Annotated in this window: 30 protein-coding genes and 2 pseudogenes; 13 read left to right on the plus strand and 19 right to left on the minus strand. The window is 58.3% G+C overall.

Annotated elements, in window-relative coordinates; translation table 11 throughout:
* Positions 1-15 precede the first annotated feature (15 nt).
* From ASB65_RS24705 to ASB65_RS24725, 5 genes are all read right to left on the minus strand, one after another.
* Complete coding sequence (locus ASB65_RS24705) at positions 16-1,320, minus strand: NAD(P)/FAD-dependent oxidoreductase (RefSeq protein ID WP_060725671.1); 1,305 nt, start codon at positions 1,318-1,320, stop codon at positions 16-18.
* Between the two features lie 80 nt (positions 1,321-1,400).
* Positions 1,401-2,522 carry an enolase C-terminal domain-like protein gene (locus ASB65_RS24710; protein ID WP_236734593.1) on the minus strand — a complete coding sequence of 374 codons (1,122 nt, stop codon included), beginning with the start codon at positions 2,520-2,522 and terminating at the stop codon, positions 1,401-1,403.
* A gap of 15 nt (positions 2,523-2,537) precedes the next feature.
* Complete coding sequence (locus tag ASB65_RS24715; protein WP_060725673.1) at positions 2,538-3,326, minus strand: amino acid ABC transporter ATP-binding protein; 789 nt, start codon at positions 3,324-3,326, stop codon at positions 2,538-2,540.
* Positions 3,323-3,985, minus strand: a complete 663-nt coding sequence (locus tag ASB65_RS24720; RefSeq protein WP_060725674.1) for an amino acid ABC transporter permease — start codon at positions 3,983-3,985, stop codon at positions 3,323-3,325. The genes ASB65_RS24715 and ASB65_RS24720 overlap by 4 nt, the downstream gene beginning before the upstream one ends.
* 62 nt (positions 3,986-4,047) lie before the next feature.
* On the minus strand, positions 4,048-4,881 hold the full coding sequence (locus ASB65_RS24725) for a transporter substrate-binding domain-containing protein (RefSeq protein WP_060725718.1): 834 nt from the start codon (positions 4,879-4,881) through the stop codon (positions 4,048-4,050).
* 191 nt (positions 4,882-5,072) lie between these two features.
* Here ASB65_RS24725 and ASB65_RS24730 point away from each other — a divergent pair, with 191 nt between their 5' ends.
* Complete coding sequence (locus ASB65_RS24730; protein WP_233283024.1) at positions 5,073-6,014, plus strand: LysR substrate-binding domain-containing protein; 942 nt, start codon at positions 5,073-5,075, stop codon at positions 6,012-6,014.
* Positions 6,015-6,074: 60 nt separating this feature from the next.
* Here ASB65_RS24730 and ASB65_RS24735 read toward each other — a convergent pair whose 3' ends face one another.
* Positions 6,075-6,941 carry an alpha/beta fold hydrolase gene (locus ASB65_RS24735; RefSeq protein ID WP_060725676.1) on the minus strand — a complete coding sequence of 289 codons (867 nt, stop codon included), beginning with the start codon at positions 6,939-6,941 and terminating at the stop codon, positions 6,075-6,077.
* A 176-nt stretch (positions 6,942-7,117) separates the two neighbouring features.
* Here ASB65_RS24735 and ASB65_RS24740 point away from each other — a divergent pair, with 176 nt between their 5' ends.
* From ASB65_RS24740 to ASB65_RS24760, 5 genes are all read left to right on the plus strand, one after another.
* Positions 7,118-7,612, plus strand: coding sequence for a hypothetical protein (locus ASB65_RS24740; protein WP_376905248.1), 495 nt, complete (start codon positions 7,118-7,120; stop codon positions 7,610-7,612).
* A complete protein-coding gene (locus ASB65_RS28420) occupies positions 7,609-7,935 on the plus strand; it encodes a hypothetical protein (protein ID WP_174014803.1) in 327 nt (108 codons plus the stop codon). Before ASB65_RS24740 ends, ASB65_RS28420 begins: the two co-directional genes overlap by 4 nt.
* 95 nt (positions 7,936-8,030) lie before the next feature.
* Positions 8,031-8,231 (plus strand): hypothetical protein, encoded by a 201-nt coding sequence (locus ASB65_RS24750; protein ID WP_060725679.1) that lies wholly within the window; start codon positions 8,031-8,033, stop codon positions 8,229-8,231.
* Between the two features lie 73 nt (positions 8,232-8,304).
* Complete coding sequence (locus ASB65_RS24755) at positions 8,305-10,248, plus strand: ABC transporter ATP-binding protein/permease (RefSeq protein ID WP_060725680.1); 1,944 nt, start codon at positions 8,305-8,307, stop codon at positions 10,246-10,248.
* Positions 10,249-10,405: 157 nt separating this feature from the next.
* Positions 10,406-11,218, plus strand: a complete 813-nt coding sequence (locus ASB65_RS24760) for a nickel-binding protein (protein ID WP_060725681.1) — start codon at positions 10,406-10,408, stop codon at positions 11,216-11,218.
* Between the two features lie 82 nt (positions 11,219-11,300).
* On the opposite strand, the gene ASB65_RS24765 is transcribed toward ASB65_RS24760, so the two are convergent.
* The 5 genes from ASB65_RS24765 to ASB65_RS24785 form a co-directional block, all read right to left on the minus strand.
* Entirely contained in the window at positions 11,301-11,789 is a 489-nt protein-coding gene (locus ASB65_RS24765; RefSeq protein WP_060725719.1) for a cupin domain-containing protein, read from the minus strand.
* Positions 11,790-11,924: 135 nt separating this feature from the next.
* Positions 11,925-13,928 (minus strand): hypothetical protein, encoded by a 2,004-nt coding sequence (locus ASB65_RS24770; RefSeq protein ID WP_060725682.1) that lies wholly within the window; start codon positions 13,926-13,928, stop codon positions 11,925-11,927.
* A gap of 148 nt (positions 13,929-14,076) precedes the next feature.
* Complete coding sequence (locus ASB65_RS24775; RefSeq protein WP_060725683.1) at positions 14,077-14,970, minus strand: DMT family transporter; 894 nt, start codon at positions 14,968-14,970, stop codon at positions 14,077-14,079.
* A 257-nt stretch (positions 14,971-15,227) separates the two neighbouring features.
* Entirely contained in the window at positions 15,228-15,632 is a 405-nt protein-coding gene (locus tag ASB65_RS24780) for a hypothetical protein (RefSeq protein WP_060725684.1), read from the minus strand.
* A gap of 46 nt (positions 15,633-15,678) precedes the next feature.
* Positions 15,679-15,897, minus strand: a complete 219-nt coding sequence (locus ASB65_RS24785) for a hypothetical protein (protein WP_003505772.1) — start codon at positions 15,895-15,897, stop codon at positions 15,679-15,681.
* A 281-nt stretch (positions 15,898-16,178) separates the two neighbouring features.
* Between ASB65_RS24785 and ASB65_RS24790 the strand changes: the two genes are divergently transcribed.
* Both ASB65_RS24790 and ASB65_RS24795 read left to right on the plus strand, forming a co-directional pair.
* The gene (locus ASB65_RS24790) at positions 16,179-16,520 is read left to right on the plus strand and encodes an ArsR/SmtB family transcription factor (RefSeq protein WP_060725685.1); all 342 of its coding nucleotides are present in this window, start codon (positions 16,179-16,181) and stop codon (positions 16,518-16,520) included.
* Positions 16,517-17,440 (plus strand): SRPBCC family protein, encoded by a 924-nt coding sequence (locus ASB65_RS24795; protein ID WP_060725686.1) that lies wholly within the window; start codon positions 16,517-16,519, stop codon positions 17,438-17,440. Before ASB65_RS24790 ends, ASB65_RS24795 begins: the two co-directional genes overlap by 4 nt.
* Before the next feature lie 69 nt (positions 17,441-17,509).
* Here the strand turns inward: ASB65_RS24795 and ASB65_RS29030 are convergent, their stop codons facing one another.
* The 4 genes from ASB65_RS29030 to ASB65_RS24815 all read right to left on the minus strand — a co-directional run bounded on the left by ASB65_RS29030 (position 17,510) and on the right by ASB65_RS24815 (position 19,466).
* Positions 17,510-17,872, minus strand: a complete 363-nt coding sequence (locus tag ASB65_RS29030; RefSeq protein WP_233283025.1) for a hypothetical protein — start codon at positions 17,870-17,872, stop codon at positions 17,510-17,512.
* Between the two features lie 99 nt (positions 17,873-17,971).
* Entirely contained in the window at positions 17,972-18,781 is an 810-nt protein-coding gene (locus ASB65_RS24805; RefSeq protein ID WP_060725688.1) for a transglutaminase-like domain-containing protein, read from the minus strand.
* 119 nt (positions 18,782-18,900) lie between these two features.
* Entirely contained in the window at positions 18,901-19,125 is a 225-nt protein-coding gene (locus ASB65_RS24810) for a hypothetical protein (RefSeq protein WP_003499608.1), read from the minus strand.
* Between the two features lie 131 nt (positions 19,126-19,256).
* Entirely contained in the window at positions 19,257-19,466 is a 210-nt protein-coding gene (locus ASB65_RS24815; RefSeq protein WP_060725689.1) for a cold-shock protein, read from the minus strand.
* Positions 19,467-20,017: 551 nt separating this feature from the next.
* Here ASB65_RS24815 and ASB65_RS24825 point away from each other — a divergent pair.
* The gene (locus ASB65_RS24825; protein ID WP_060725691.1) at positions 20,018-20,311 is read left to right on the plus strand and encodes a hypothetical protein; all 294 of its coding nucleotides are present in this window, start codon (positions 20,018-20,020) and stop codon (positions 20,309-20,311) included.
* Positions 20,308-20,577, plus strand: a complete 270-nt coding sequence (locus ASB65_RS24830) for a DUF1488 domain-containing protein (protein ID WP_060725692.1) — start codon at positions 20,308-20,310, stop codon at positions 20,575-20,577. The genes ASB65_RS24825 and ASB65_RS24830 overlap by 4 nt, the downstream gene beginning before the upstream one ends.
* Positions 20,578-20,763: 186 nt before the next feature.
* Here the strand turns inward: ASB65_RS24830 and ASB65_RS29035 are convergent.
* A pseudogene (locus ASB65_RS29035) lies at positions 20,764-20,859 on the minus strand (catalase); the annotation flags it as partial.
* A gap of 426 nt (positions 20,860-21,285) precedes the next feature.
* On the opposite strand from ASB65_RS29035, the gene ASB65_RS24840 reads away from it, so the two are divergent.
* From ASB65_RS24840 to ASB65_RS24850, 3 genes are all read left to right on the plus strand, one after another.
* Complete coding sequence (locus ASB65_RS24840; RefSeq protein WP_060725694.1) at positions 21,286-21,603, plus strand: hypothetical protein; 318 nt, start codon at positions 21,286-21,288, stop codon at positions 21,601-21,603.
* Positions 21,604-21,624: 21 nt separating this feature from the next.
* On the plus strand, positions 21,625-22,218 hold the full coding sequence (locus ASB65_RS24845; protein ID WP_060725695.1) for a general stress protein: 594 nt from the start codon (positions 21,625-21,627) through the stop codon (positions 22,216-22,218).
* 65 nt (positions 22,219-22,283) lie between these two features.
* A complete protein-coding gene (locus tag ASB65_RS24850) occupies positions 22,284-23,000 on the plus strand; it encodes a DUF72 domain-containing protein (protein ID WP_060725696.1) in 717 nt (238 codons plus the stop codon).
* Here ASB65_RS24850 and ASB65_RS24855 read toward each other — a convergent pair.
* From ASB65_RS24855 to ASB65_RS28620, 3 genes and pseudogenes are all read right to left on the minus strand, one after another.
* Positions 22,978-23,265 (minus strand): hypothetical protein, encoded by a 288-nt coding sequence (locus ASB65_RS24855; protein ID WP_060725697.1) that lies wholly within the window; start codon positions 23,263-23,265, stop codon positions 22,978-22,980. The two genes, ASB65_RS24850 and ASB65_RS24855, sit on opposite strands and share 23 nt — an antisense overlap.
* 595 nt (positions 23,266-23,860) lie before the next feature.
* Positions 23,861-24,596 (minus strand): annotated as a pseudogene (locus tag ASB65_RS24860) (IS110 family transposase); the annotation flags it as partial.
* On the minus strand, positions 24,574-24,789 hold the full coding sequence (locus ASB65_RS28620) for a hypothetical protein (RefSeq protein WP_162266797.1): 216 nt from the start codon (positions 24,787-24,789) through the stop codon (positions 24,574-24,576). The pseudogene ASB65_RS24860 and the gene ASB65_RS28620, both read right to left, overlap by 23 nt.
* Positions 24,790-24,853: the final 64 nt, after the last annotated feature.

Consider the following 24,853-nt stretch of genomic DNA (forward strand, 5'->3'; position numbering starts at 1 on the left):
AGCTTGTGCGGATGTTCAGGATAATGCGCGCTCAAGTTTCCTTCTTTTGCGGCTAAATCGTCGTGGGGAATAGGCGCTGAGGTCAAGAGCCATTCTTCTGCCGCCGAAGTAGTTGGCGACTATCTTCCCGGTCATCGGACCCGATGCAAATCCGACATGTCCGTGCCCGAACGCGTAAAACACATCTGGCGAGACCGTTGAGCGGCCAATGACAGGCAGGCCGTCCGGCGTGGAGGGCCGATGTCCCATCCACCTGTCGAGGATTCTCAGTCCTGCGGTATTGAGCGCAGGATATGAAGTCCGGGCGTGCTCAACGAGAATATCGGCTCTTTCCCAGTTCGGCTCAGCGTTAATTGACGCGAGTTCCACCTGCCCGGACAGTCGAAGGCCTGCCAGGGTTGGTGTGTTGGCCATCTTGCCGTCGCTCGGCATGATCGGATGACGAGGTCCCTCAGCATCGATCTTGAGAACCGTGTGATAACCGCGCTCGCTTTCCAAAAACACATGGTCACCGGCATCAAGAGCGAGGGGCTTTGACCATGCTCCGGCCGATACGACTGCCGCGTTGCAGGCGAGGATGCCGAATTCTGTTTCGACACCCTGCAGGCAACCATCCTTCAGATGGAAGCCGGTCGCTTTCGTATGAATTATTTGGCCACCCCGCTCCCGGACCTTGTCAACGATCTTTGCCACATAGGCGCCGGGATCTACGCAGTGTGCGCCGCGCTCAGCCAGAATGCCGAAGCCATATCGGTTATCAAGGCCGGGCTCGCGTGCTTTTAATGCCGGCTTATCGAGTTCCTGCCAGCGAAGCCCGGTCAACTTGCGCAGCCGCCACGAGATTTTTTCCTCTTCGAAAGCCTGCCGGTCTGGATAGACGTAAAGCAGGCCCTCCTTGCGGATGAGGGCAGGTGACCCGACCTCGAGAGCAAGCGCCTCGTGGCGTTCCGGGCTGTCATGAAGAAGTTTATCAAGTGCAAGAGCCGTCGCCTCGACACGCCTTAACGATGACCCCGCAACGAGAAACCGCAGGAGCCATGGCAGAAGTTGGATGAGGTTACGCCAGCGGATAACGAGAGGACCGCGGCGATCCAGCAGGAATCCGGGTATCTTCTTCCAGAGCCCGGGCGTGGACATGGGGACGACGGAGGCAGGGCTTATCCAGCAACCATGGCCGTAGCTTGCCGCCTGCCTCCCGCCTGCCTCACCAATGTCGAGCAAAGTGACCTGATGGCCGTCGCGAACCAGCTCCAGAGCGCTGCAGGCGCCAACAATTCCGCTTCCGATGACGACAATATTTTTCTTTGCCGCTTCCGTCATTTCTGTTTCCTCGGACAGATTTTTCCCTCTCCGGCCACGCGGTGCCGAAGTCGAAGAAGGTCTTGTGGTCTGGCGTATGATCAGGCTTCGGCGAGTACGCGGGCGTTGCTCCGCAGCGAATGCTCCGAAACCGTTATTCCCAATCCCGGTCCGTCAGGGACGATAACGTGCCCGTCACTGTTTGCGATTTTTTCTTCCAGTACATCCTCGGTAAGAACGTGGTGCGGCATGTAGAATTCGCAACCCAGTGAAATTCCCGGCATCGCCGCAATGAACTGCGTTCCGGCCGCAAGGGCGACGCCTCCTTCCCACAAGGTGCCTCCATAGCCGGGCATGTGGATGAGATCGGCTATACCCATCAGCGTTTGCGCCTCGAATATGCCGCCGGCCTTCATCAGCTTTACGGAAATGGCATCCGCGGCCTTCAAGGGAATGATCTGCATCAGGTCCTGGGCATTGAAGCAGCTTTCGTCGGCAAGGATCGGCGTATCCAGACCGGCGGTAAACGAGGCCATTGCTGCAAGGCATTCCCGAGGGACTGGCTGCTCTATGAAGGTCGGGCTGAAACCTTCGACATCACGCAGCACGCTGATCGCTCCAAAGGGTTCGAGCGCCTGGTTGTAGTCGAGGCGGAGATCGATCGTGTCCCCGAAGGCGTTCCGCATCGCCTCGAGGTGTGCGAGGTCTTCGCGATGGGATTTCACGCCGGTCTTGACCTTGAAGATGCAGTTTCCCTGGGGAACCATCTGTTGCATCCGCTCCATGTCGGCAGCGAAATCGGGATCGGCGATTGAGAAGGAAAGGGGTATCCTGTCGCGAAACCGTCCTCCGATGAGGTCGGCCATGGACAGCCCCGCGGATTTACCGAGGATATCGAACATCGCCGTTTCGATGGCAAGCTTCGCTTCGCCGTGTCCGACCAGAGCCTTTTTCATCCTGAGAGACAGGGACCTAATCCGGTTAACCGGCGCACCTGTCACGAGCGGACGGAGATAGACGTCGATCGCGGCAAAAGCCGCTTCGGCGGTGCCGGTGAAGACTTCCCAGGGGGCTGCCTCACCCCATCCGACGATGCCGGATGACGAGGTCAATTCGACCAGCACGCGCTTCACCGTTCCCTTGACGTTTCCTACACCCTGCAGCCGGGTCATCTTGATCGGGCTTTCGATAAGAAAGACGCGAAGATTGCTGATAGTTTCCATCATATGTGTCCTGCTTTAGAGACTGGAACGCGGGGCCATGCCCTTGTGGAAATGGCTCAGGAATGTTTTGGTCGCTTCCATCGTCGGCGCTTCGATGACCTGTTGCGCCGGTCCTTCTTCGACCACGTAGCCATCCCGCATGAAGACCACCCGCCCGGCGACGTCGCGTGCGAAGGCGATTTCGTGTGTCACGATCACCATCGTCATTCCGTCCGATGCAAGTTTCCGGATTGTTTGTAGCACTTCGCCCACCAGTTCGGGGTCGAGAGCCGACGTCGCCTCGTCAAAGAGCATCACCTCTGGTTCCATTGCGAGCGCACGGGCGATGGCGACACGCTGCTTCTGGCCGCCCGAAAGCGTCTGCGGCATCTGGTTTGCCCGGTCCGCCAATCCCACCTTCTCAAGCTGGAACATGGCAAGATCGGTCGCGGCCCTGCGCTCGAGACGCCGGACATGGATCGGTGCCTCGATAACATTCTCAAGAACGGTCATATGCGGAAAGAGATTGAAATTCTGGAATACCATGCCGGTTCGGGCGCGAAATGACGCCAGCGATCTGACGCTCGGACGCGGCGCCGACATGCCGAACTGGAAGCTCGTTTCCCCGACACGAATGCTCCCGGCATCCGGGACGACGAGGAGGTTCATACAGCGCAGCAGTGTCGATTTGCCGGAACCGGACGGGCCGAGAAGGGCAACGACACCTCCTTGTTCGACATGGATATTGATGTCCTTGAGGACTTCAAGCGGTCCGAAGCTTTTGCGAAGTCGAGCAATATCGATCATGGGGTTTGATGTCGTCATCGCCCTTCTCCAAGCTTGCGTTCACGGCTGCGCACGAAAAGCGTCAGCGGGAAGAGGATGATGAAATAGGCAACGGCAACCGCAGTGTATGTCTCCAGCGGTCGGAAGCTGTCATGTGCAGCCATCTGTCCTTGGTAAACCAGATCCGGAACGGCCAGAACGGATACAAGGGATGTGTTCTTGAACTGGAGAATGGACTGGTTCATCAGGGCCGGGACCATCCGGCGCAGTGCTTGCGGCAGGATGATCCTGCGCATGGAAAGTGCGGGTGTCATGCCAAGCGCCGCCGCCGCTTCCGATTGTCCGGGATCGATCGACACGATACCGCCGCGGATGATTTCGGCGTAAAATGAACCGCCATAACACGAGAGCGCGAGCAGCGACGCCGCAATCGGCGTCATCTCCACGCCGGCGATCATGGGCAGCGCGTAATAACACCAGATCAACTGCACGAGCACTGGCGTACACCGAAAGATTTCAATGAAGCCGAGCGATAATCCACGCAGAACCGCAAATCTCGAAAGCAGGCAGATGGCGCCGGCAAGGCCTGCCGTCAGTCCGCCGATGACGGTTGCAATCGTGAAGCTGATCGTAACTCCAAGCCCCTGTAGAAGGAGCCAGCGATAGCCCCACAGGATGGAGAAATCCCATTCATACATATAATCGATGTCCGATAATCCGAGTTGAAGGATGCGGGGCCTGAAGCCCCGCCGCTAATCAATCAGATTTCAAATCCACTTGGGAAGTCGCTTTCCTTGACGCCCACCAGAGCCATGTTGCTAATGATCGCGTCCCTGATGAAGTTGTTTTCCCGATGGGAGGTGATCCAGCTATTGGCATAGTCGCGCCAGGAATGATCCTCCTCCCGCCTGAAACCGGCATTGGACGTCGTGAAGTCCGCGGGTGAGGGCATCACGATATCGCCGATCGAGGCGTTCTTCGCACGCAGCGAAAGGGCGAGAACCATGACAAGGCACTGGGCGTCGGCGCGCTTTGCCTGCAGGGCGGCGGTCGCATCACTTGCCGTCTTCAGGCGCGATATCGTCGCCTGCGGCGTATGTCGGGAGACCGCCGCATCGTGTGACGAGCCGGCATCGACGGCGATGCGAATATCGGGCTTGTTGAAATCCTCCCAGTTTTTCCCTCCCAGGCCCTTGCGCGTTACAAGGGTGAAAGCGTTCTTGAACACCGGGCCGGAGAAGTCGATGACTTTCTGGCGCTCCGGTGTTGGGTTCAGACCGAAAAACACGTCGATCTTGTCTGCCTGCAAATCCAGAACCGAGTTACCCCAGGTCGTTTCGAGGATCGAAAGTTTGACGCCCAGATCTTCGGCCAGTTTCTGACAGATATCGATATAGAATCCGCGCCATGTTCCGTCGGTCAGGCTTTTTTGATAATAGGGCGCACCGTCGGCGACGCCGCCGATACGAAGAACACCGGACGATTTGATACGCTCCAGGCTGCCGGCGGCGAATGCCATCTTCCCGGAAATGAGGGATGTGCCCCCTGCGGCGGCTGCCAACCCCAGCAGTCTGTTGAAATCACGTCTTTTCATGAAGTTCCCCTTTATTATGAAGCGATCTGTCTTCGCCAGATCGCGAGGTTTTATCCGCGCATTCCAGGTTTTCCGATGGCTTGCCCCACCGGCATTCTCCGGCTTCATGAGGTCGGCTTTTGGCGTTTGCCGGATCGCCAATTGTTTAACGACAGCGCACCAAAACAAAAACGTTGAAATCTTCCTCTTTCATGACTTTTATTCATGATGAACAAGGGGACGATATGAGACGTTATTTGCCATCGCTGTCTGCGCTTCACGCCTTCGAAGCCGCTGCGCGTTATATGAATTTCACCCGCGCGGCGGAAGATCTGGGCCTTACTCAAAGCGGCATCAGCCGGCAGATACGGAACCTGGAAGAGTTTCTCGGCGTATCGCTGTTTCACCGCTCCGGGCCACGTCTGGTGCTGACTGAAATCGGCGCGAACTATTACCGCGAACTCGCGCTCACGCTCGACAAGCTCCAGGAGATTTCAATCGACGCGGTCAGGGGGCGGACGATCGACAGTTCGTTAATGATCGGCACGCATCCGGCCATGGGTACGCGATGGCTGCCGCCGCGTCTCGACCGATTTATTCGCGCCAATCCGGAAGCGCCGGTTGAGGTGATGCTCGCGACCCCGGATGTCGACTTCGAAACCACACGGCTTGATGTTGCGATTCTGCGCGGCGTTGGAACATGGCAACATGCCAGATCGGTGGAGTTGATTGCGGAAGAGATCGCAGTGATTGCGTCTCCGCGGCTGATACAGGCCGGGGCGCAATTGCGCCCCACGGATTTCGCCCTTTTTCCCATGTTGCAGAATGCCAGCCGTCCCAGCATGTGGCTGAACTGGCTCAGGCTTTCGGGCCTCGACTACAGGGGACGAATTTCCGGGACCCGATTTGCTCATAACGACATGATCATCAATGCGGCCCTGCATGGAGCCGGCATTGCTGTTGTACCGATCTGTTATGTGGAAGGCGAACTCGAGCGCGGCGAATTGCACTTGCCGTTCGGGCAGCCGATCCTTTCGGGGGACTCTTATTACGCTGTCTATCCGGAGAGAAAAGCCCATCACCCAAGCGTGGTTGCGTTTCGTGATTGGATAATACGCGAAACAAAAAATTACCGGAAAGCGAAAGCCGCATAGCGCCACCTTCTCTTCCAATGTTGATAAGAAAACAGACGTAAGCATCTGATAATAATTGATTTACCAGCTGATTCGTTCCAGGAAGCTCCTGATGAGCGGAACAGCGTCGTCGAGGTTCGTTTCTAACAGCCAGTGTCCTGCGTCCAGCAGATGAACCTCGGCATCCGGCAGATCGCGGAGATAGGCGCGGGCGGAGCGCTCGGGCATGTAATGATCCTGCGGTCCCCAGATGATGATAGTCGGCGGCCGATAGGTTTGCAGGTAGCGGCGGTGGATCGGAAACCAGTCGCGATTTGCCTTCAGGTCGGAAAGCAGTTCCGCCGCAATATCCTTTCTCCTTTCGGTCACAAGACTCCAATGCAATTGCCAGAGGTCAGGAGAAATGAGTGTGGCAAGCTCAGGACGGACGTCATTCAGAAACTCGTCGCGGAAATTCTCTTGGGTGACGGCATCGCGAAATGCGGCGCGCATCCGGTCTGCGGGCAGCGACCAGAACTTCTCGATGTCGGCATATTTCGGCCCCAGCGCGTCTTCATAGGGAATGTCGCCATTCTGGATGATCTGACCCACGATCCGATCCGGATTCATGATTGCAAGCCGTGCTCCGATCGGAGAGCCGAAGTCGTGCAGGTAAAGAACAAAACGATCGAGACCAAGCGTCTCAACAAAAGCATTGAGCCAAGCGGCATAACCGTCAAAGGTACAGGAAAAGGTTTCGGGATTGCCGCTGTAGCCGAAGCCTGGAAAATCCGGTGCGACCAGCCGCCACCTGTCGGCCAATCTGGGCATGAGGTTCCGGAACTCGAAGGATGAACAGGGGTAGCCGTGCGGCAGCAGAATGACCGGCGCATCCCGCAGGCCAGCCTCCCTGTAGAAAGTCTCCACCCCGGCAATAGAGGTTCTGCGATGTGTGACGCGCGTGTCCATTAAACTGCTCCCTCAGGGATAAGAGCGCAGAACGGGACAAATGGTTCCGATATCGGGCATGGGCCACACCGTCATAGATCCCGGCATCAGCAAAATGCGACTGTTGTTCGCTACACGGCTCGGCTAAAACCGTTCACAAAAACGGACGTGCACCGGGCTGGAGAGAAGACATGACGTTGCAGCACTCGAAACCACTGAAGGCCGCAGTCGTGGCGTGGATCGCCTTCGCATCGATTGCTCATGCGCATGAACCGGTGAGTGGATTGATATGGACCGGGGATCCCGCCAGCCATTGCGAATTTGTGTCACCCGTGTCGCTCACCGTGGGTCCGACATACTGGACCGGCGCGTGTCCCGGGAACAAGGCGTCCGGCCTCGGCATGCTTCGCCGTCGAGACGGTGACCGGGCCGGTCCTGCTTTTTATGGGCGAATGCAGGCAGGTGTGCCGGTAATTGGCGTTATCGATGATGAAGGTTATCGCGTCGGCGCGTTCAGCAATGGCGATATCGGCGGTGATACGCAGCAGGAACCACAGGTCGGGCTGGACGCCTTCCGGCTGGCGGCCGAAGCTGCGCGGGAAGTGGCCGGGCGTTATGCCCGGGATGGCAATGCCGCCTCGGCGCGGCACTACGAAGCCGTTGCGAAGCGACTGGAGGATCAAGTCGAATGATGATGGGGTGTCATCGGGGGAAACGTGCCGGCGTCGCATTGGCGCTGATAGGTTTGGCAGCGCCGTCATTTGCTCAGCAACCCTCACTTCCTGATGATGTCAGCGCTTTCGTCATCCGCCGCGATGGCTGTGATCATTTCCGTGGTGAGGAAGCCACTGACAGTGATCGCCGTGCCCAGATAGAAGAAGCACTGAACCGGCTGTGCCGCGGAAGCGACGCCGGGTTGGCACGCCTCAAGCGGCAGTATAGTGGGAACAAGGCTGTCATGACGGTTCTCGAGCGCTATGATCCCGATATTGAAGCCGACGGTCCTGCCGAGTGAAGCGAAAATATTCGCTTCAAAGTCAAAGGCGTGAATCAACTCGGCCTGAGTGTGCTACATGAACTGCAGATACAGCCATTTTGGAGACGACTGCCATGTCGAATTCTTCGCGGGACCTGATTATCGCCGCCACACTCATCATCGGCGGCCTGGCGGCTTTTTTCCTCTTTCTCTATCTGACCGGGCACGATCCCGATGAAAGCCCACTAGGCCTGATGGAATGGATCATTGCCGGCGCTCTGCTCGGACCGGGATTTGGATATCTGCTGAAGTGGAGAAAAACCAGAGGTCGCTAGCACGGCCGCCTTGGGCCAAAGGCAAATCATTCAGGATCGGCAACCTTTCAAACCGCCATCCGTTTAAGCGTCCATGACCGATGCTGAACCAAAACCACAACCAGTCGATGGCACCGGCCAGAATGGTGCAGAAAATATCCATGCTAACAATACCCCGGATGATCCCCTCCCGCCGGAGGAAATGGAACCTGCTTCGGGTCTGACACCAGAGGAGGCCGAAGAGGCCCGCAAGAAATATCTTCTGAAACGTTTCTGGATCAGCGCGCGGGGTTTCTGGAGCCGTCGTGGCGATGCATTGGCATGGCCTTTCTCCATCGGGCTCCTGGCGATGATCGGCATAAATGTCGGTTTCCAATATGGCATCAACGTCTGGAATCGCGGGATTTTCGACGCGATTGAAAAGCGGGATGCATCCACGGTTTATTTTCTCGCTTCCATTTTCCCACCGCTGGTTCTCGGAAGCGTTATGATCGTGACCTCACAGGTCTACGTCAGAATGCGCATCCAGCGGCGCTGGCGCTCCTGGCTGACCAAGGTGCTGGTCTCCCGATGGATTGGCCATGGTCGCTATTACCAGCTCAACCTGATCGATGGTGACCATCAAAATCCGGAGGCGAGGCTGTCGGAGGATATGCGGATCGCCACCGAAGCACCCGTGGATTTCGTGGCGGGCGTCATTGCCGCCTTCGTGTCGGCTTCCACCTTTATCGTTGTCCTGTGGACGATCGGCGGTGCCCTGACGCTGCCGATCGGCGGGGCATGGATCACGATACCCGGCTTTCTCGTGATTGCGGCGGTGATCTATGCGCTCATCACATCGAGTTCCATCGCGTTGATCGGCCGGAACTTCGTCAGGGTTTCCGAGGTCAAGAACCAGCTGGAGGCGGAATTCCGCTACACGCTGACCCGCGTCCGAGAAAACGGGGAAAGTATCGCCCTGCTCGGCGGCGAAGAGGAGGAGCGAAGCGACCTCGACAGGAGGTTCCGCAATGTCCGGCAGCAGTGGAAGCAGATGGCGCAGCAATATATGCGCACCACTGTCGTGTCGCATGGATCGATGTTGATTGCGCCCGTTGTTCCGCTTCTTCTCTGCGCGCCCAAATTTCTCGACGGCAGCATGTCACTCGGTCAAGTTATGCAGGCGGCATCCGCTTTCACCATCGTTCAATCCGCCTTCGGCTGGCTGGTCGACAACTATCCCCGGCTGGCGGACTGGAATGCCTGCGCACGCCGCGTCGCCTCCCTGATGATGTCGCTTGACGGGCTCGAGCGGGCCGAACAGAGCGAAAAGCTTGGCCGGATCGTCCGTGGTGAAACGGAAGGCGAAACGATGCTGAGCCTCAAGGATGTTTCGGTTTCGCTCGGCGACGGTACGGCTGTCGTCAAAGAGACCGATGTCGAAATCGGGCGGGGAGAAAGAGTGCTCGTCGCAGGCGAATCCGGATCCGGCAAAAGCACGCTTGTGCGGGCAATCGCGGGGCTGTGGCCATGGGGCGGGGGCAGCGTCAGTTTTCGCGCCGACAGCCGGCTTTTCATGTTACCGCAGCGGCCATATATCCCCTCTGGCACCCTTCGCCGGGCGGTCTGCTACCCGCAGGCGGCCGAGAGCTGGACTTTCGAAGAGATAGGGGAGGCTCTCGACAAGGTCGGTCTTGGCCATCTCAAGGACAAAGTGGAAGAGGAAGCGCCCTGGGACCAGACGCTGTCAGGCGGTGAAAAACAGCGGCTGACCTTTGCCCGCCTGTTGCTGAATAATCCTGACATCATCGTCATGGACGAGGCGACAGCAGCTCTCGACGAAAAAAGCCAGGACAGGATGATGCAGACGGTGATCGATGAATTGCCAGACGCCACGATCATCAGCGTGGCGCATCGTGCCGAGCTCGAGGCCTTCCATAGCCGAAAGATAACGCTGGAACGTCGGGAAGGCGGCGCAAAGCTGGTCAGCGACGTCCACCTCATCCCCCGCAAGGCGCGATCCGGCTCGCTGCTGCGGCGTATGGTCAAGCGCAGGTAAGAGGTCGTCAGTGCCCGAAATTCTAACGCGAATGAATATCGCCCTTTCCGGTGCTCCCGCCTTGTCCGGAGTCACCCGTAAGAACGATAGACGACCATGCGGTGACGTCATAGAATGGCTTGCAGAGGAGGCAACGAAATACTCTTGGGAGGAACCAATGCCTATCTTCATGGACCGGCACGAGCTCGCTGGCGTTTCCGCCGCGGATATTGCCGCGGCACACCTTAAAGATCTCAATATCCAGGATCAGTATGGAGTCAGGTTCTTGACCTACTGGTTTGATGAAAGACGTGGCACGGCCTTTTGCCTTATGGATGCCCCGGACGCCGCAACCGCGCAGTGCGTGCATCGCGAAGCGCACGGGTTTGTCGCCAGTGAAGTGGTGGAAGTGGCGCTGTCGGCGGTGGAAGCATTTCTCGGGCGAATACAGGATCCGGTGGCGGTTGGGGCTGTCTCGAAAGATATGGATGCCGGCCACCGTGCGATCCTGTTCACTGACATTGTCGGTTCAACCGAGATGACGGCCCGCCTCGGTGATCGTATGGCGGCGGAACTCGTCCGGGCGCACGATGCTCTCGTACGTGGTTGTCTGGGGCGACGATCGGGACGGGAGGTCAAACATACCGGTGATGGCATAATGGCGGTGTTCTCCTCCGCGCCGTTTGCCGTGGACTGCGCCATTGATATCCAGCGCGAGTTCCATCGTTACAACAGTGACAAAGGGGAGCCCATCCACATCCGCATTGGACTGGATTGTGGTGAGCCAATCGAAGACAGCAATGACTTCTTCGGCACGACCGTGCAATTGGCTGCAAGGCTTTGCGCGGCCGCTGGGAGCGATCAGATCCTGATATCGGACAAGACCTTCCAGGAATATGGCGACGCTGATGTCCTCGTGCATGGCGATCGTTACAGGCTGAAGGGCTTTGCCGAGCCCGTCCTCGCTTATAGTTGCGAGTGGCTGCATTAGCTACGGCACGCCGCCCTTGGGTAAAATCTTGGGCTGAAAGCCCATGCCTGCCGGGTATAAGGGTAGATCGGCGGGCTGGCCCTCAGCGCCATATTTCCATCAGGCCGCCTGAGGCGCCATGCACTGGGTCTGTCTCAGGTTTTGGTAGGGATTTTATCCGCTCAAGCATTTCCGCGCTTGGTGCAGATGTCTGAATATCGGCTTTTTGACCGGGCGGATAAGCACCGACCACTTGAAAATCCGCAGAGGACGTCAGCTTCATATGGCCGGTTCCGGCGGGCAGTATCAGGCAGTCACCCTTCGTGACATCAAGGACTTGCCCCTCCGGCCCGCCGATCTGCAATGTCGCCTCACCACGCCCCACGCCCAGAACCTCGTGTGCGCCGCTGTGGTAGTGGTGGTAGTCGAACACGCCATTGCGCCAGATGCCGCTCCATCCGTTGCGGGAAAATATCGCTTCGAAATCCGCGGAATGAAAGTCTGTGCCGACATTTCGATAAATGACGACGGCAAAGGTCTGATTGTTGGGAACCTGCTCGCCGGGGCCGAAAGTGAGTTGCTCGGTTTTCATGTTGATGCTCCTCATGGCCTTGGTCGCGGGAGGGCGGGCTTCTCAGAGGTTCAGGTCATAATCTCATGAGAATATCAGTTCCGGCGGTCTCAAACTCGGAAAACCAAGCTTGAGACTGCCGGAGGAGTGGCCGGTTTATTCGGCCGTCGCCTGAATGTCGACCTTGTCGAGGAGACCCATCGGATTGTCGGAGGCGGCAACCAGGTCAAAAATACCGAGGCCATTTGCGCCCGTAGATTTGACCGTTACCGTCAGGGTCCCGGGTTTGCTGATGAACTGGACGAGCGCTTCCACCGCGTTTTGCAGCTTGGGCTGTTCAACTGCCACCTGCGGCAGCATCATGCTCGCCACCAGTGTCAAAGTGGCGCGCACCTGATCTTCCGTCATATCGTTCTGCAGGGCATAAAGCTTGATCGCCTTGGCCATCAAACCTTCGTCCTTGATCGTGAGCTTCACCTCGCGGCCGGCGAGGCCGAAGAGCGCGGCCTGCGCGCGATTGACGTCAAAAGAGAAGAACTCTTCGGTAAAGCCGCTTACCAGACCGGCAAAATTGACGCTGCCGAAATCCTTGCTGCTGAGCGAGATGTCACGGATCACCAGGTTGCTGTTCGGTTCGTCCCAGCCGGCCGCAAGGCCATAAGAGAAGGCGAGCGTTTCAAGACCCAGTTTGCGGGCTTCGACGAAAACCTCCTCTTCCGAGTCGGCGGGGATCGGAAGCGTGAGCTCGTCCTGCCTGATCTCGATATCGGTGGGGATGCCGTTGAAGGGCTTGGTCAGCCCCATCTCGAAATTCTTGAGTGAGAACTTGATACGCTCAGGCGTTCCCGTCGTTTCTTCCTCCGGCTTTTCCGGCGCGGCCATATCGACGTTGATGCCGCCGACGCGCACCCGGCCAAGTTCCGGTATCAGGCGGTTAAACTGGAAGGTCTCGATCTGCGTCTCGTCGAGCGCGATGATCTCGGAAATTCCCTTGATCGTCGAACTCCAGTCAAAGCCCTTGAGGCTTGCTTCCGCGACTTCGATCTTGCCGTCGCCGTCTCCGATCGACATGCCATTCAAGCCGAAGTCGAGCTTGCGGCTGTCCATCTGCATGTCGATGCGGTCGATGGTGGCCTTGACCCTTTTGCCAGCCGCCCCTTCCTTTTCATCCGGCGCGTCGACCTTGAAGCCGATGAGCTGCATGTTGCTTTTGCCGATCATGTCGAGAATGGACACGACCTTTGCGAAAAGCGCCTGGCGCGCTTCCGGTGAAAGCTCGTCAGGATTTTGCGTGGTCGTCAGCGCTTTCAGGGTCTCCAGCAGCGGTTCAGACGGCATGCGGGCGGTAAAGCCGTCGCTGCGGATTTCATCATAGCTGAAATGACCGTCTCCGTCAGAAAAGGAGACAGCCTTGACGGAGAGCGGCCCGTAAAGCGGTTTTTCTTCTTTGTCTTCAGGACCGGCCTTTTCCGTATACAGCCGGGCGAGATAAGCGACATCGATGTTCTCGCCGGCGATAACGCCGGTCGAGACGACCATATGTTTGTCCTTCATCGCCCCGTCGCTGTCGGGAAGCTGCATCTTGATATCGTAGCCGCCATTGTCGATCGAATAGCGGGCAATGCGACCGCCGGCGATGTCGGAGAGAGCGACGTTCTTGTAAACTGTCTTCTGCTCGGTGGTCGCGACGGACTGGGTAAACGTCACCTCCGGCGTGGAAATACGCGCCGCTGCGAAGCGCTCGATGCGCCGGGGCAGGGAGTTGCCGTTTTCTTTCGACTGTCCCGGCTCCTCGAAAGCGGCATTCTCGACGCGGGCCTGCGCCATCGAAATCTTTCCGGTGGGCACATCGATATCGATGGTCGTCATATCAAGTGCGCCGTCCAGAAACGGAAGTTTCGGACGTCCGTCGATAGCCGCGATCTTGAAATGCTTGTCGTCTTCAAGCGGCAGCGTCAGATCGCGAACATGAATTTTCCCGAGAAAATCGACCTCGATGGAAGTGGCGGTCGCGCCGCTGCGGGCAACGAGTTCCTTGACCTTTGCTTCGTAGAAGGTCTTGCCGCCGATGACGCCTGCGGCAGCAACGGCAATAATTGCCACCGCCGCCCAAAGCGCCCGGCGCCGACCCTTGCCGGTCTGGATGTTTTCCTGTTCCACGAAGTTGGTCCTCTCTAACGAACTGATATTAGCCGCCTTTTAAGCACGCAAAAGTTGCTTAGCAAGTGGTCATTGCTGTCTGAATCCCGGCGTGAAAAGTCTCGACGTGGATGAGGTATTTCCGCACCCGTTTCCCATCGGGTTGAACTTATCTCCAGAACATGAGCGCCATACCGGTCACGACAAGTGCGGCGCCGGCCCATGCGCCGGGCGCCGGCACTTCCCGCGTTCTCAGCCACAGCAGCGGCAGGATAATCACCGGCGTGGTTGCCGACAGTGTCGAGACAATGCCGACCTTGCCGCCGGAAAGGGCAAAAAGAAGCAGCGTCATGCCGAAAGCCAGGGCGATGATGCCCGTGAACGCCGTCTGGAGGAACAGGCTTCGGGTCATCGGGCGCTTGGGCCGAACCGCGTCGATAGGCAGCATGGTAAGCGCAGTCAGGCAAAGGGCGGCCACCCCGACACGCAGCATCGAAGCGGCAAGAGGATCGATCCCGGTCGCCATCACGGGCCGTGCGATGAGCGAGCCGACCGCCTGGCTGAGCGCTGCCAGAAGCCCGAAGAGCACGCCGAGCCAGAGAGGCCCCTTCACGCTCTCCCACTCATGCAACTGCGCCTTGCGCTTGCCAAAGAGGATTGCCAGCAGTACGCCGCTGAGTGTCAGGCCTATGCCGGCAATGGCGCTTGCGGTAAGCTGCTCGCCAAGCACCGCCCATGCCAGCAGTGCGGCGATCGGGGCATTCAGCGCAAACAGGATTCCCGAACGGCGCGGCCCCAGCCGGTTGAGGCAGGTAAAGAGAAGTGTGTCGCCAACAAAAATGCCGATGAAGCCGGAAAGGAGAAGCGACGACAATGCCTCGGGCTGAAGCTCCCGCCAGGAGCCTGACGCGAGCACATAGACCCCCAGCAAAGCGGCGACAAAAAGCTGCCGCGTCCTGTTGAAGGCCAGCGCTCCAAGCCGCCCCGCCGGGCCTGCGGCAAGAAGCCCGGTTATCGCCCAGCACGTCGCGGCGCCCACGGCAGCCAGTTCATAGATCGGCATGTTTTCCCCGTCGATTCACAGCCTGCACCGGCCGCGGATACTATCCCTGCCTGCACCCATCGCAGATTCCGGGGTCGCCCGCCATGCCATAAGCACCGCCATCAACGGCATGAGCCCGCATATGTCCGCCGCCCCTGCCGGGCCAGCCGGCGCGGTCGTTCCGCCACAGATGCGCCGCACCCGCTCTGCCGCTCCCTTTTTCGATGTCAGCTTGCGCCGGCGTCGAGACTGCGAAGGGGCAGTTTATTCACCGTGCGTCACGCGCCATTGATGATATTGCAGATGCCCCCGCGGATGACGTTCTTGTCCGCGATCTGTCCTGCCTGAATGTTGAAGACAGCATCAATTCGCACCGCGGCGCCTTTCTGCCGGGCCACGACCCGCAGCGTCTGAATTCTGCCGCTGCCGCTGGTCTCCTGGTGCGCGTCGATGGAAGACAGCGCCTTGTTGATCTGGATGCCGGAGAAACCTTCCGCCGCCACGGCCTGAGCGAGCTTTTGAAGCACAGCGGGCGCTTTCGCCTTGGGCAGTTCCTGCCAGGACTTGTAGGAGACAGCCGTCACCATCGGTACGCCTGAGACGGTGAAGTTCTTTTCGCAGGATGCCGCGAGGGCGGGGCTTGAGAAGGCGATCAGGCCAAGAGCTGCTATGACATATTTCATTTCAAATAATCCAATCGTTGGTAAAGGCTGAAAGCTGCCGGCCGCGTCAGAATGTCGACCGTTTTCCTCTGTAGGTGGACGGAGGCGGAAGAGCCTCATGGGCTTGCGCCAGCGTTTCCAGCCATGTCGCCAGGCCAGCGGGAACCTCCTCGTTGCCCGCTTCCAGCGCCTCGATCCATGAAAGTTCGCATTGCAGCGCGGACGCAATATTGATCGGCGTCCAGCGGATCACCCGCAGGCATTGATTAAAGCGTTCTGGTGACATGATGATTTGATTTTTTCCCCGTCTTTTCCCGGCGAAGCTCACTCAGGCGGCAGCGAGAGTCAATCTTTTTCTGCAACTTTTGATGGCCCGTTTCCGGCCCGGCAATTGCATCCGCCGCCCGTTGCCGAACGCCAGGCGTATGAAGGGGAAGGGTTCCGTCACCCAAACGAAACGGTCGGGCGACGCATTGGCAATTCATCCCCAAGGCCATTCCTCATAAAACTTAGTTAATCTGCTAAGTTTTCCTTGCTCGGTCATGGTGAAACATGATAGTTAGCAACATGACTAAGCATCATCAGGAACTTTCACTGATCTTCCAGGCTCTGGCCGATCCGACGCGACGGGCGATTCTGGCGCGCCTTGGCGGCGGGCCCGCGCCGGTCATGGAGTTGTCCGCTCCCACGGGGCTGCGTCTGCCCACGGTGATGCGGCATCTTTCCGTGCTGGAGGAGGCTGGGCTGATCATCACCGCCAAGGATGGGCGGGTGCGCACCTGCGCCATCGTGCCCGAAGCGCTGGAGCCGGTCAGCACGTGGCTCGATGAGCAACGGGCCGTGTGGGAGAGCCGGCTTGACCGGCTGGAGGCATTTGCAATGCAGGCCATGAAGGAGGATTCAGAATGACAACGAAACCCGGCCAAAAAAGCGCACACGCTGAACCGCATCAGCCGCAAGAGCGTTTTGCAACGCTCAGCTTCGAACGGGAGATTGCCGTTCCGCTATCGGCTCTCTGGCAGGTCTGGCTCTCACCCGCCGCCCGGGCGGTGTGGGCCTCTCCCTCGCCCTCGGTGACAGTGGAGTTCCTGGAGGCGGACAGCAGGCTGGGCGGTCGCGAAGTTTCGCTCTGCAAGGTCGCCGGCCAACCGGATATTCGCTGTGAATGCGGATGGCTGGAGCTGCAGCCACCCCGCCGCAGCGTGAATTACGAGGTGGTCTCATCCAACGGCGTAACGCGGTCGGCAGCGCTGGTAACTGCCGATTTTCAGGCCACGGAAGAGCGTAGCCGCTTGACTGTAACGGTGCAGCTTTCCTCCCTGGCCGAGGATATGCGCGATGGCTATCAACAAGGTTTCAGCGCCGGTCTCAACAATCTGGCCAACGTGGCCAGGCGGAGCATGGTGCTGGAGCGAACGATAAAGGTACCGCGAACCATTGTCTGGAAAGCCTGGATGAACGAAAAGACGCTGCCGCAATGGTGGGGACCTGAAGGGTTTTCTTGCCGCACGAAGAGGATTGATCTGCGAACCGGCGGGGAATGGGTTTTTGACATGATCGGTCCTGACGGCACAGTCTTCCCGAACCATCATCGTTATGTCGAGGTCCGGCCCGAAGAGAGGATCGGCTATACGCTGCTATGGGGCGAGAACGGGTCGAAACATGCCGACGCCTGGGCCTCCTTCGAAGATCAGGACGGCGCGACGAAAGTCGTGCTGGGCATGGTGTTCAGCACGGAGGCCGAGTTCCAGCAAGCAAAGGGCTTCGGTGCCGTGGAGCTGGGTCAGCAAACGCTGGGCAAACTGGAACGCTTCGCCAAGGCGCCATAGATGCGCCGTGCCGTCAGCTCCCTGTGCGGAGGTCTCGATACTGGCTCCTGTCCAGACCGGCATTGTTCTTCAAAGCCGCTCTGCGTGCGCGAGATCGTCTTGCAGGTTCCACCAAGGCAGGGCAGCAACGGCAAATCCGGTTCCTGTGATGACCTTCAAATTCTTGATCCTCATTCGTGTTTTCCCGTCTGAATGGAAATATTTCATCCCGCCGACAAAGTGAACAATAGTCCGATTCGACGTCGTACGACCCTGACCATATCGACAGAGCGGCCATAGCGTCCTGATGGTGCGCGAGCTTGGCTGTTTTCCGTTGCGGAAGGCATCGAGAAGGAAGAGCAGGCTGTCTGTCTGCGGGAACATGGTATCGACTTCGGTCAGGGCTGGCTCTTTTCCAGACCGCTTCCCGCCGAAGAATTCATCGTCTTTCACCGGCAGAACAAGTCGAGATACGGGTCGGCTCCCGAGGTCATTCAGGTCGCGTCTGTTGAGGTCAAAGCGAAAACGTTGCGATTCCCCCCGTATTGGTCGTTATCCAACCAGTTCGTCTGTGATCACCTCGAACCGCTTAAGTATGGCCGGTCCAAATGCGGTGGACAGCGCGACGTCTGTGGCATCACGTCCTGTCGCCATCAATATGCGTCCGATGCGGGGCGTGTTGTGACGGGCGTCGACCGTATACCAGCGGCCGCTGAGATAGACTTCGCACCAGGCGCTGAAATCCATCGGGTTGGGGTCTTTGGGCACGCCGATATCACCAAGATAACCGGTGCAATAGCGGGCCGGAATATTCATGCAGCGGCAGAGGGTGATGGCAAGATGCGCGAAATCGCGACAGACGCCGGTCCTGTCGTTGAAACCGCTGAAAGCCGTCCTGAGCGGATCGGCTTTCTCGTAGTTGAAGACAATACGGGAATGGACAAAATCGACGATCGCCTGAACACGAGGCCAGCCGAGCGGTGTAGCGGAGAAGTTTTTCCAGGCAAAGCCCGCCAGCCGGTCGGTGTCGCAGTAGCGACTGCCCAGCAGAAACACCAGAACATCGTCTGGTAAATCCTTGATATCGTGCTGGAAGGCGTTTTCAGGAACGGGATCCGGCAGGCCGCCGTCATATATGTCGAAGCGCGTGGAGATCGTCGTCAATCCGGGCGGTGCGGATATGCGGCTGCAAGCATTGCCGAAGATGTCGAGATAACCCCAGGCCTCGATCGGCCGGTCGAAGGTCAGGACCTGTTCGGTGAGCAAATCCGCGCGCCGGCCGGGATGGATGTTGAGAACCAGCAGCATCGCCGTCTCATTTTCGCATTCATAGGCAATATCGAACCCGGCGCGTATCTTCATGCAGCACTGTCCCTGAAAGAGCCATCGTCATGTCCTTCAGTCTGCAACGCTTTAACGCTCGCGACGTTCCGGCCGGTGATCAGGTTGTCAAGGCAGGTCTATCACGGCGCGGATATCGATCAGCGCGCGCGGGCGCGTTTGGCAAGGAGAGCGGATGTTGCGGCGGTACGATCCGACAATTCCTTGGCAAGACGGGCTTCCCGAAGGCGCAGGGTCTTTGCATCGCGGGATTGCGCAATGGAATCGAGCTCTTCAAGCGCTTTTTCCTTGGCGAAGAACGGTGTCTGGATGTGGCTGAAGGCGAGTTCGGCCTTCTGGCGGGAAATACTGTATTTTTCTGTCATGGGTGTTCCGGTGATGATGCTCGAAGAGCGAGCGAAAAAAACAAAAGGCCAGGCAATTTGCCTGGCCTTGATTGGGTTGGCGTGCTTCCGGCAGTGCCAGTACATCCGTGGTCAAAGGGAAGCACAGACCCTCAGGCAGCCTGCAGATTGCAGGCCGACATTTTTCCCGACTTGTTGTCGCGCTCAAGCTCGAAGCCGACCTTCTGACCTTCGACGAGTTCGCGCATGCCTGCGCGCTCAACGGCGGAGATGTGGACGAACGCATCGGCGCCGCCATTGTCAGGCTGAATGAAGCCGAAGCCCTTGGTGGAATTGAACCATTTAACTGTGCCAGTGGTCATGATGAACCCTTTCATAGCAATAGAGAAACCACAGCACTCGTGCGCTGCGGATGATGATAGCGATTTTGAAAGGAAAGGTTCGTTCAGAACGCGGTGCCAGACGCGTGACAAGCAAAGCTAAGCAAGCAAATTCGATTGCCCCTTATATCCTGCCTCTGCCGTAGTGTCAACTATTGGTTTTTGACGACACTTAACATCGTCAAAAAGTTGTGCTCTCCTATACGGCGTGTGGCCGCTCATCGCCTTGTTTTCCGCGCAATCCGGGCGCATGATCAGGCTTCGTCATGCTGGCCGCATGGCGCTGCGGTGTCAGAGAGGCGCCGTCTTCTTTTCTTCGTCCGATTGCAAATGTTTGCGCAAGCGTTTCGGTGTCATTTTTGACGATGCCGTGAAGTTTTACCCATTGCGCAGGCGCGTGCCGGATAGCGGGCGATCATACACCATCAGCCATTTCTTTATGCCTCCGCGTAACGTTCGTCCGGCGGAACATGGCAATAGCGGCGTAGAATGAAACGGGCTCCACGGGGACGACATCCGCGTGCGAGTTCCATATGAAAGGCAACACCATGGAAACGTGTAACGAACACCGGCGCCAGGCGCTCAGGATAGAGACCTGGGAGAACGAAGGCGGAGCTCCCGTCTCCGATACGCTCGAGACCCAATATGGAAGACGGATCGAGAGGGATCAGAGCTGGACGATATACCATGTCTTCACCGGCGTGCCTGTGCGTATCGGCGGCCGCAGGCTGACCCATCTCAGCATAGCGGAAGCGACCGACGGCATGCTGTCCCTCAACCGGCGTAACGCCTTGCGCAGGAAAGAGCGCACGGGGAGCAAGTCATGACGCTCGCTTTCCCCAACACGGCCCGCAGTTTTGACGAGGTACGCAAAGCGGTTCGCTTTTTCGGCCATGACGGCATGTTCGAAATCCGGTTTTTTGTCGAGGCCGAGGCGCTCGCCAAGGGCCGGGGACACGCAATGAGCATGTCGGAAGCCCAGTGCCTATCCTCTTTCGACACGATGCGCACGGCCATCTATGCCGCGGCACAGAAGGTCTACGCCAAATCGCGTCGCAATATGAATATCCTGACAGCCTCCGACCTTGGCTAACCTGTCGCTGCGGATATTCCTTTCCCGAAAGTACCTGCGCCACCAAGCGCGGCATCGCTGCCGCGCCCGCTGGTGATTTCATTTCACTGGTGGTGAAGCCTTTCCGAGCTTTACCGAAGGTTCCCGACCCCAGATACGCAGCTTGCCGAGGTTCGATACGAAGCAGGCGAGACCCTCCTCCCCGGGGAGGGCAAAACCGCGCACATCCCGCGCAAGGTCGGCCGAGCCCTTGTTGCCGGCAACAGTCGAGAACCTCACGAAGGCCGGGGTTCTGGTCTTGGCCATGGTGTGGCTCCTGAACTGGAAGGGGCCTATCGCGGCCCGGAAACGAAAAAGCAGCCCTGAAAGGCGGCCCGAACAGAGTGGGCGGCTCACGCCATTTTCGACCGGGCCTTCAGTGCGGAAAAGCCGATGTCCTCGAGCCTGTCAGGCAAGACGTCGTGCAATGACTTTTGCGCAGGCATCTGGGAATCCGATCAAATTTTGAGTGCTGGACTTGGAGAACCCTCGAACCGTGGCGACGTTCCTGCGGCGGCAAAATAATTTTCATTCCGCCGCAATGCCTGCCCGCGCAATACGTCGGGAAGCCATCCACCGTCACGATGACGTGGGTACCATCCAATTCTATTTGCAAGACGGCGGAACCATGCGGCGAGCATAGTGTTTGCTGTGGGAGCCTGCTCGAAAGGCTACAACGAGGAAAAAATCATGAAAAAACTTCTCTTAGCCGCAGCGCTTGTCGGCGCGTCGACGCTTGCCGCCTTCGCACAGACCACCCCCGCCCCGGCGACTGATGGGAAAATGCCCGCCGTGGCCACGCCCGAGACCAAGAATCCGACAGCGCCTGTCGAAGGCGCCAACAGCTTCACCGAGGAACAGGCGAAAACGCGCCTCACGGAGGCCGGATATACCGATGTCACCGGCCTTATGAAGGATGACAAGGGCGTCTGGCGGGCCAAGGCCTCGAAAGATGGCAAGCCCGTAAGCCTGGCGCTCGACTATCAGGGCAACATTATCGCTAACTAATTCAATCTTTGGGAGAATCCTATGAAGACCGTTACAGGACTTTTCGACGACTACTCCGATGCCAGCGCGGCCGTCAGCGCGCTCGAAGTTCGCGGTGTGCCATCCTCGGATATCAGCATCGTGTCCAACAATGCAGATGAACGCCACGGCAAGTCTACAAATGCCGCTGAAGGCGCCGGCACAGGTGCCGGCATCGGCGCCGCCGTCGGTGGCGTGGGCGGTCTGCTGACCGGCCTTGGCATCATGGCAATTCCCGGCGTCGGGCCGGTGGTTGCCGCAGGCTGGCTTGCCGCAACGGCGGCGGGCGCAGTGGCCGGTGCCGTGGCAGGCGGTACCGCTGGCGGGCTTATCGGCGCGCTGACGGAGTCCGGCGTGCCGGAAGACCATGCCCATGTCTATGCGGAAGGCGTTCGCCGCGGCGGCACGCTGGTAACCGCGAAAGTGGAAGACAGCCTTTATGCGGACGCGCAGGACATACTGCGCCAGTCCAACTGGGTCGATCCCGATCAGCGCCGTGAGGCCTATGCCAAAGAAGGCTGGTCACGTTTTGACGACACGCTGGATCCTTATGAACCAGCTGAAATCGAACAGGAGCGTCTGCGCTACAGACGCTAGATCTCGCAACGAAGAAAGGCCGGCATATGCCGGCCTTTCTTTCAAATCCAAGAGGGCGGACGAGAGTGCCGGTCATTGCAACAGCTGGATGGTCCATCCCCAGGACCGTGGCCCACCTTTTTCCCGAAACGGGAAGCGGGCTCAGCCGTTATGCCGCTGTTTTCAACGGTGTCGAGATCAATTCCACCTTCTATCGCCCCCACCGGATGACGACGTTCGAGCGCTGGGCAAACTCGGTGCCGGATGACTTCCGCTTCGCCGTGAAACTGCCCCGCGAGATAACGCACGAGCATCGGCTGCATGCCGTCGGCCAAATTTTCAAGACATTCGTTGAAGAGCTCGTGGCGCTGAATGGCAAGCTCGGCCCATTATTGTGCCAATTGCCATCCACCCTTGAGTTCGATGGCAATGAGGCCACAGCCGCGTTCGAAGCCATGCGCGAGGTTTTTCCAGGCATGCTGGTGATCGAGCCGCGCCACACAAGCTGGGCCACGCCCCCGGCGGAAGAGGTTTTAACACGATATGCCGTTGATCGCGTTCTCGCCGATCCGGCACCGGTCTGGTGCGCAAGTGATTTTTCAGAGCCGCCAAGATATGTCCGTCTGCACGGTGCGCCCAGGATGTACTATTCGGACTACAGCGCGGAAGAAATCCACTCTTTTGAAAAACGCCTTTCCGCCGGCTCCTGGTGCGTGTTCGACAACACGGCCTCCGGCGCCGCAATCCAGAACGCGCTGGCAATGCTCGATTGTGGCGTCGTTACGGAACAACGCGCGGGCTGACGTCTTCGCTCGCGCCGTCAAGCGCCAATGCCTCATCAATCTCGGCTGATGATACCTGCAGGAACTGGCGCCGGCCCACCGCGATGGAAATCGCGGGTATCTCCAGATGGGTTGCCACCCGGCGATATGCCGTGAAGCTCAACCCTTCTATCAATTCCTCGTCTACGACCAGGCGATATGTGCCCGCTCCCAAGAGTTCCGTAAGGGCCTCCAGACGGAACGGATGCTTGAATGTGATTTCGGTCTCTGTTGTTTTTTCGATCATTTCGAACACCGTTTTCCGCTGCGTTGTAGACCGGCAGTTGCAGCCGGTTATCGCAACTATGCTCCGAAGAGGATGTAAACGATCAGCGCAAGGCTTGCCGCAGACAAGACGTAGCCAGCCACAGTTGCGAGATCATGTTTCGTGGGTTGGTGAAATATGGAAGACATGGCGTCCTCCTTTGTCAGGGCCAGGGTATTCAACCCTTAAACAGCAGCGCCCGTAAAATGGCTGCTGGAGCGATTACAGTGGACCTGTTCTGCAGGTTTGGCAACTAATCAATTGCAGTGGTTTGAAAGGTGCATTTGAAGTCGTTGAATCGGCAATATGTACTGATGGGGTTGTCTAATCCCAACTGGGGCGTCAAGAGAATTTCCCTGAAGATCGCTGCCGGGTGCATGGTTGTCTTCGCGGTCGACATCAGGCGCCGCATGATGGAGCTTCGCAGCACGAGCCTTCATTGTGGACGACGCATTCAGCTGAGACAGCGATGCAACCCCATCAACGGAATGGGCTCGGCTCACGTCCCGGCAGGGACGCTTCTTGCGCTCGGCTGTTGAGCGCTATCAGATACTATGCCGCCAGTCCCGCAGTCAGATTAAAGAACTCCGGTTTTCAGCATGGTGTGCATGATGACAGCCAGCTTTCGCGCAACAGCCACGGCAGCTCTTTTGAAGCCGATCCTCTCCCGGAGCTGAAGCCCCCATGTTCGCAAGGAACTCTGCGCGGAGCTGCGTGTGAGAATGACCGACGCCGCTTCGTAGAGAAGCCCACGCAGATGGCGGTCTCCGCGTCGGGATATATGTCCGTCATAATTGACTTCGCCGGATTGGTAGCGGCGCGTGGCGAGGCCGATCCACGCGCCCACGGACCGGGACTTCCTGAAGTTTCCCGGCTCTTCAATGGCAGTAGCGAAGGAGCTTGCCGTGATTGCTCCCACGCCGGGGATGGACATGAGGATGCGGCAGGCCTGGTTCTGACGGGCATCAGCGACCAGATGGCGACCGAGGTCCGCAGCACGAGCGCGGAGACCTTTCCAGGCATCGAGAAGCGGTAGCACGATGTGAGCAAGACCATCATTGTTGGAAAGAAGATTTCGAACGTTCTTCTCGAACACGCTTCCTTTGCCGGCCGGAACGACGAGGCCGAACGTCTTCATGATGCCGCGGATCTGATTGGGAGAGTTCGGTGGTCATATGGACTAGCCGAGTGCGGGCCGCAACAAGTGTGCGGGCAAACATGCTGTCGAAGCCTTTCACGCGCACCTCTCGAAAGAATCCTACTTCCGCCAGGCGTGCCGACCCGTCGGCGTCATTCGCGTCCGTTTTGTTCGCCGGCCAAAGTCTGAGCGTAGGGCCTCTTCGAGGCATCTTTGGCATTCACGGCAGCCAAAGCCTGTTCAATCGACGTGTAGATCTCAGTATCGATGCCTTCAGCGAGCCACGAGACGACGCTTAGGATGTCCCCACGCCTGTTTTTTCTGGCAAAGAAGACCGTTCCAGGCGGTAGGTCGCTGTGGTGAACCATTGAGAGCACCTCCGTTCGGACGTATGGCCAGAGTTCGTTGGGTATCCCCATTGCCAAAAGCGCT

Source organism: Agrobacterium tumefaciens str. B6, assembly GCF_001541315.1.
GTDB classification, from domain to species: Bacteria; Pseudomonadota; Alphaproteobacteria; order Rhizobiales; family Rhizobiaceae; genus Agrobacterium; species Agrobacterium radiobacter.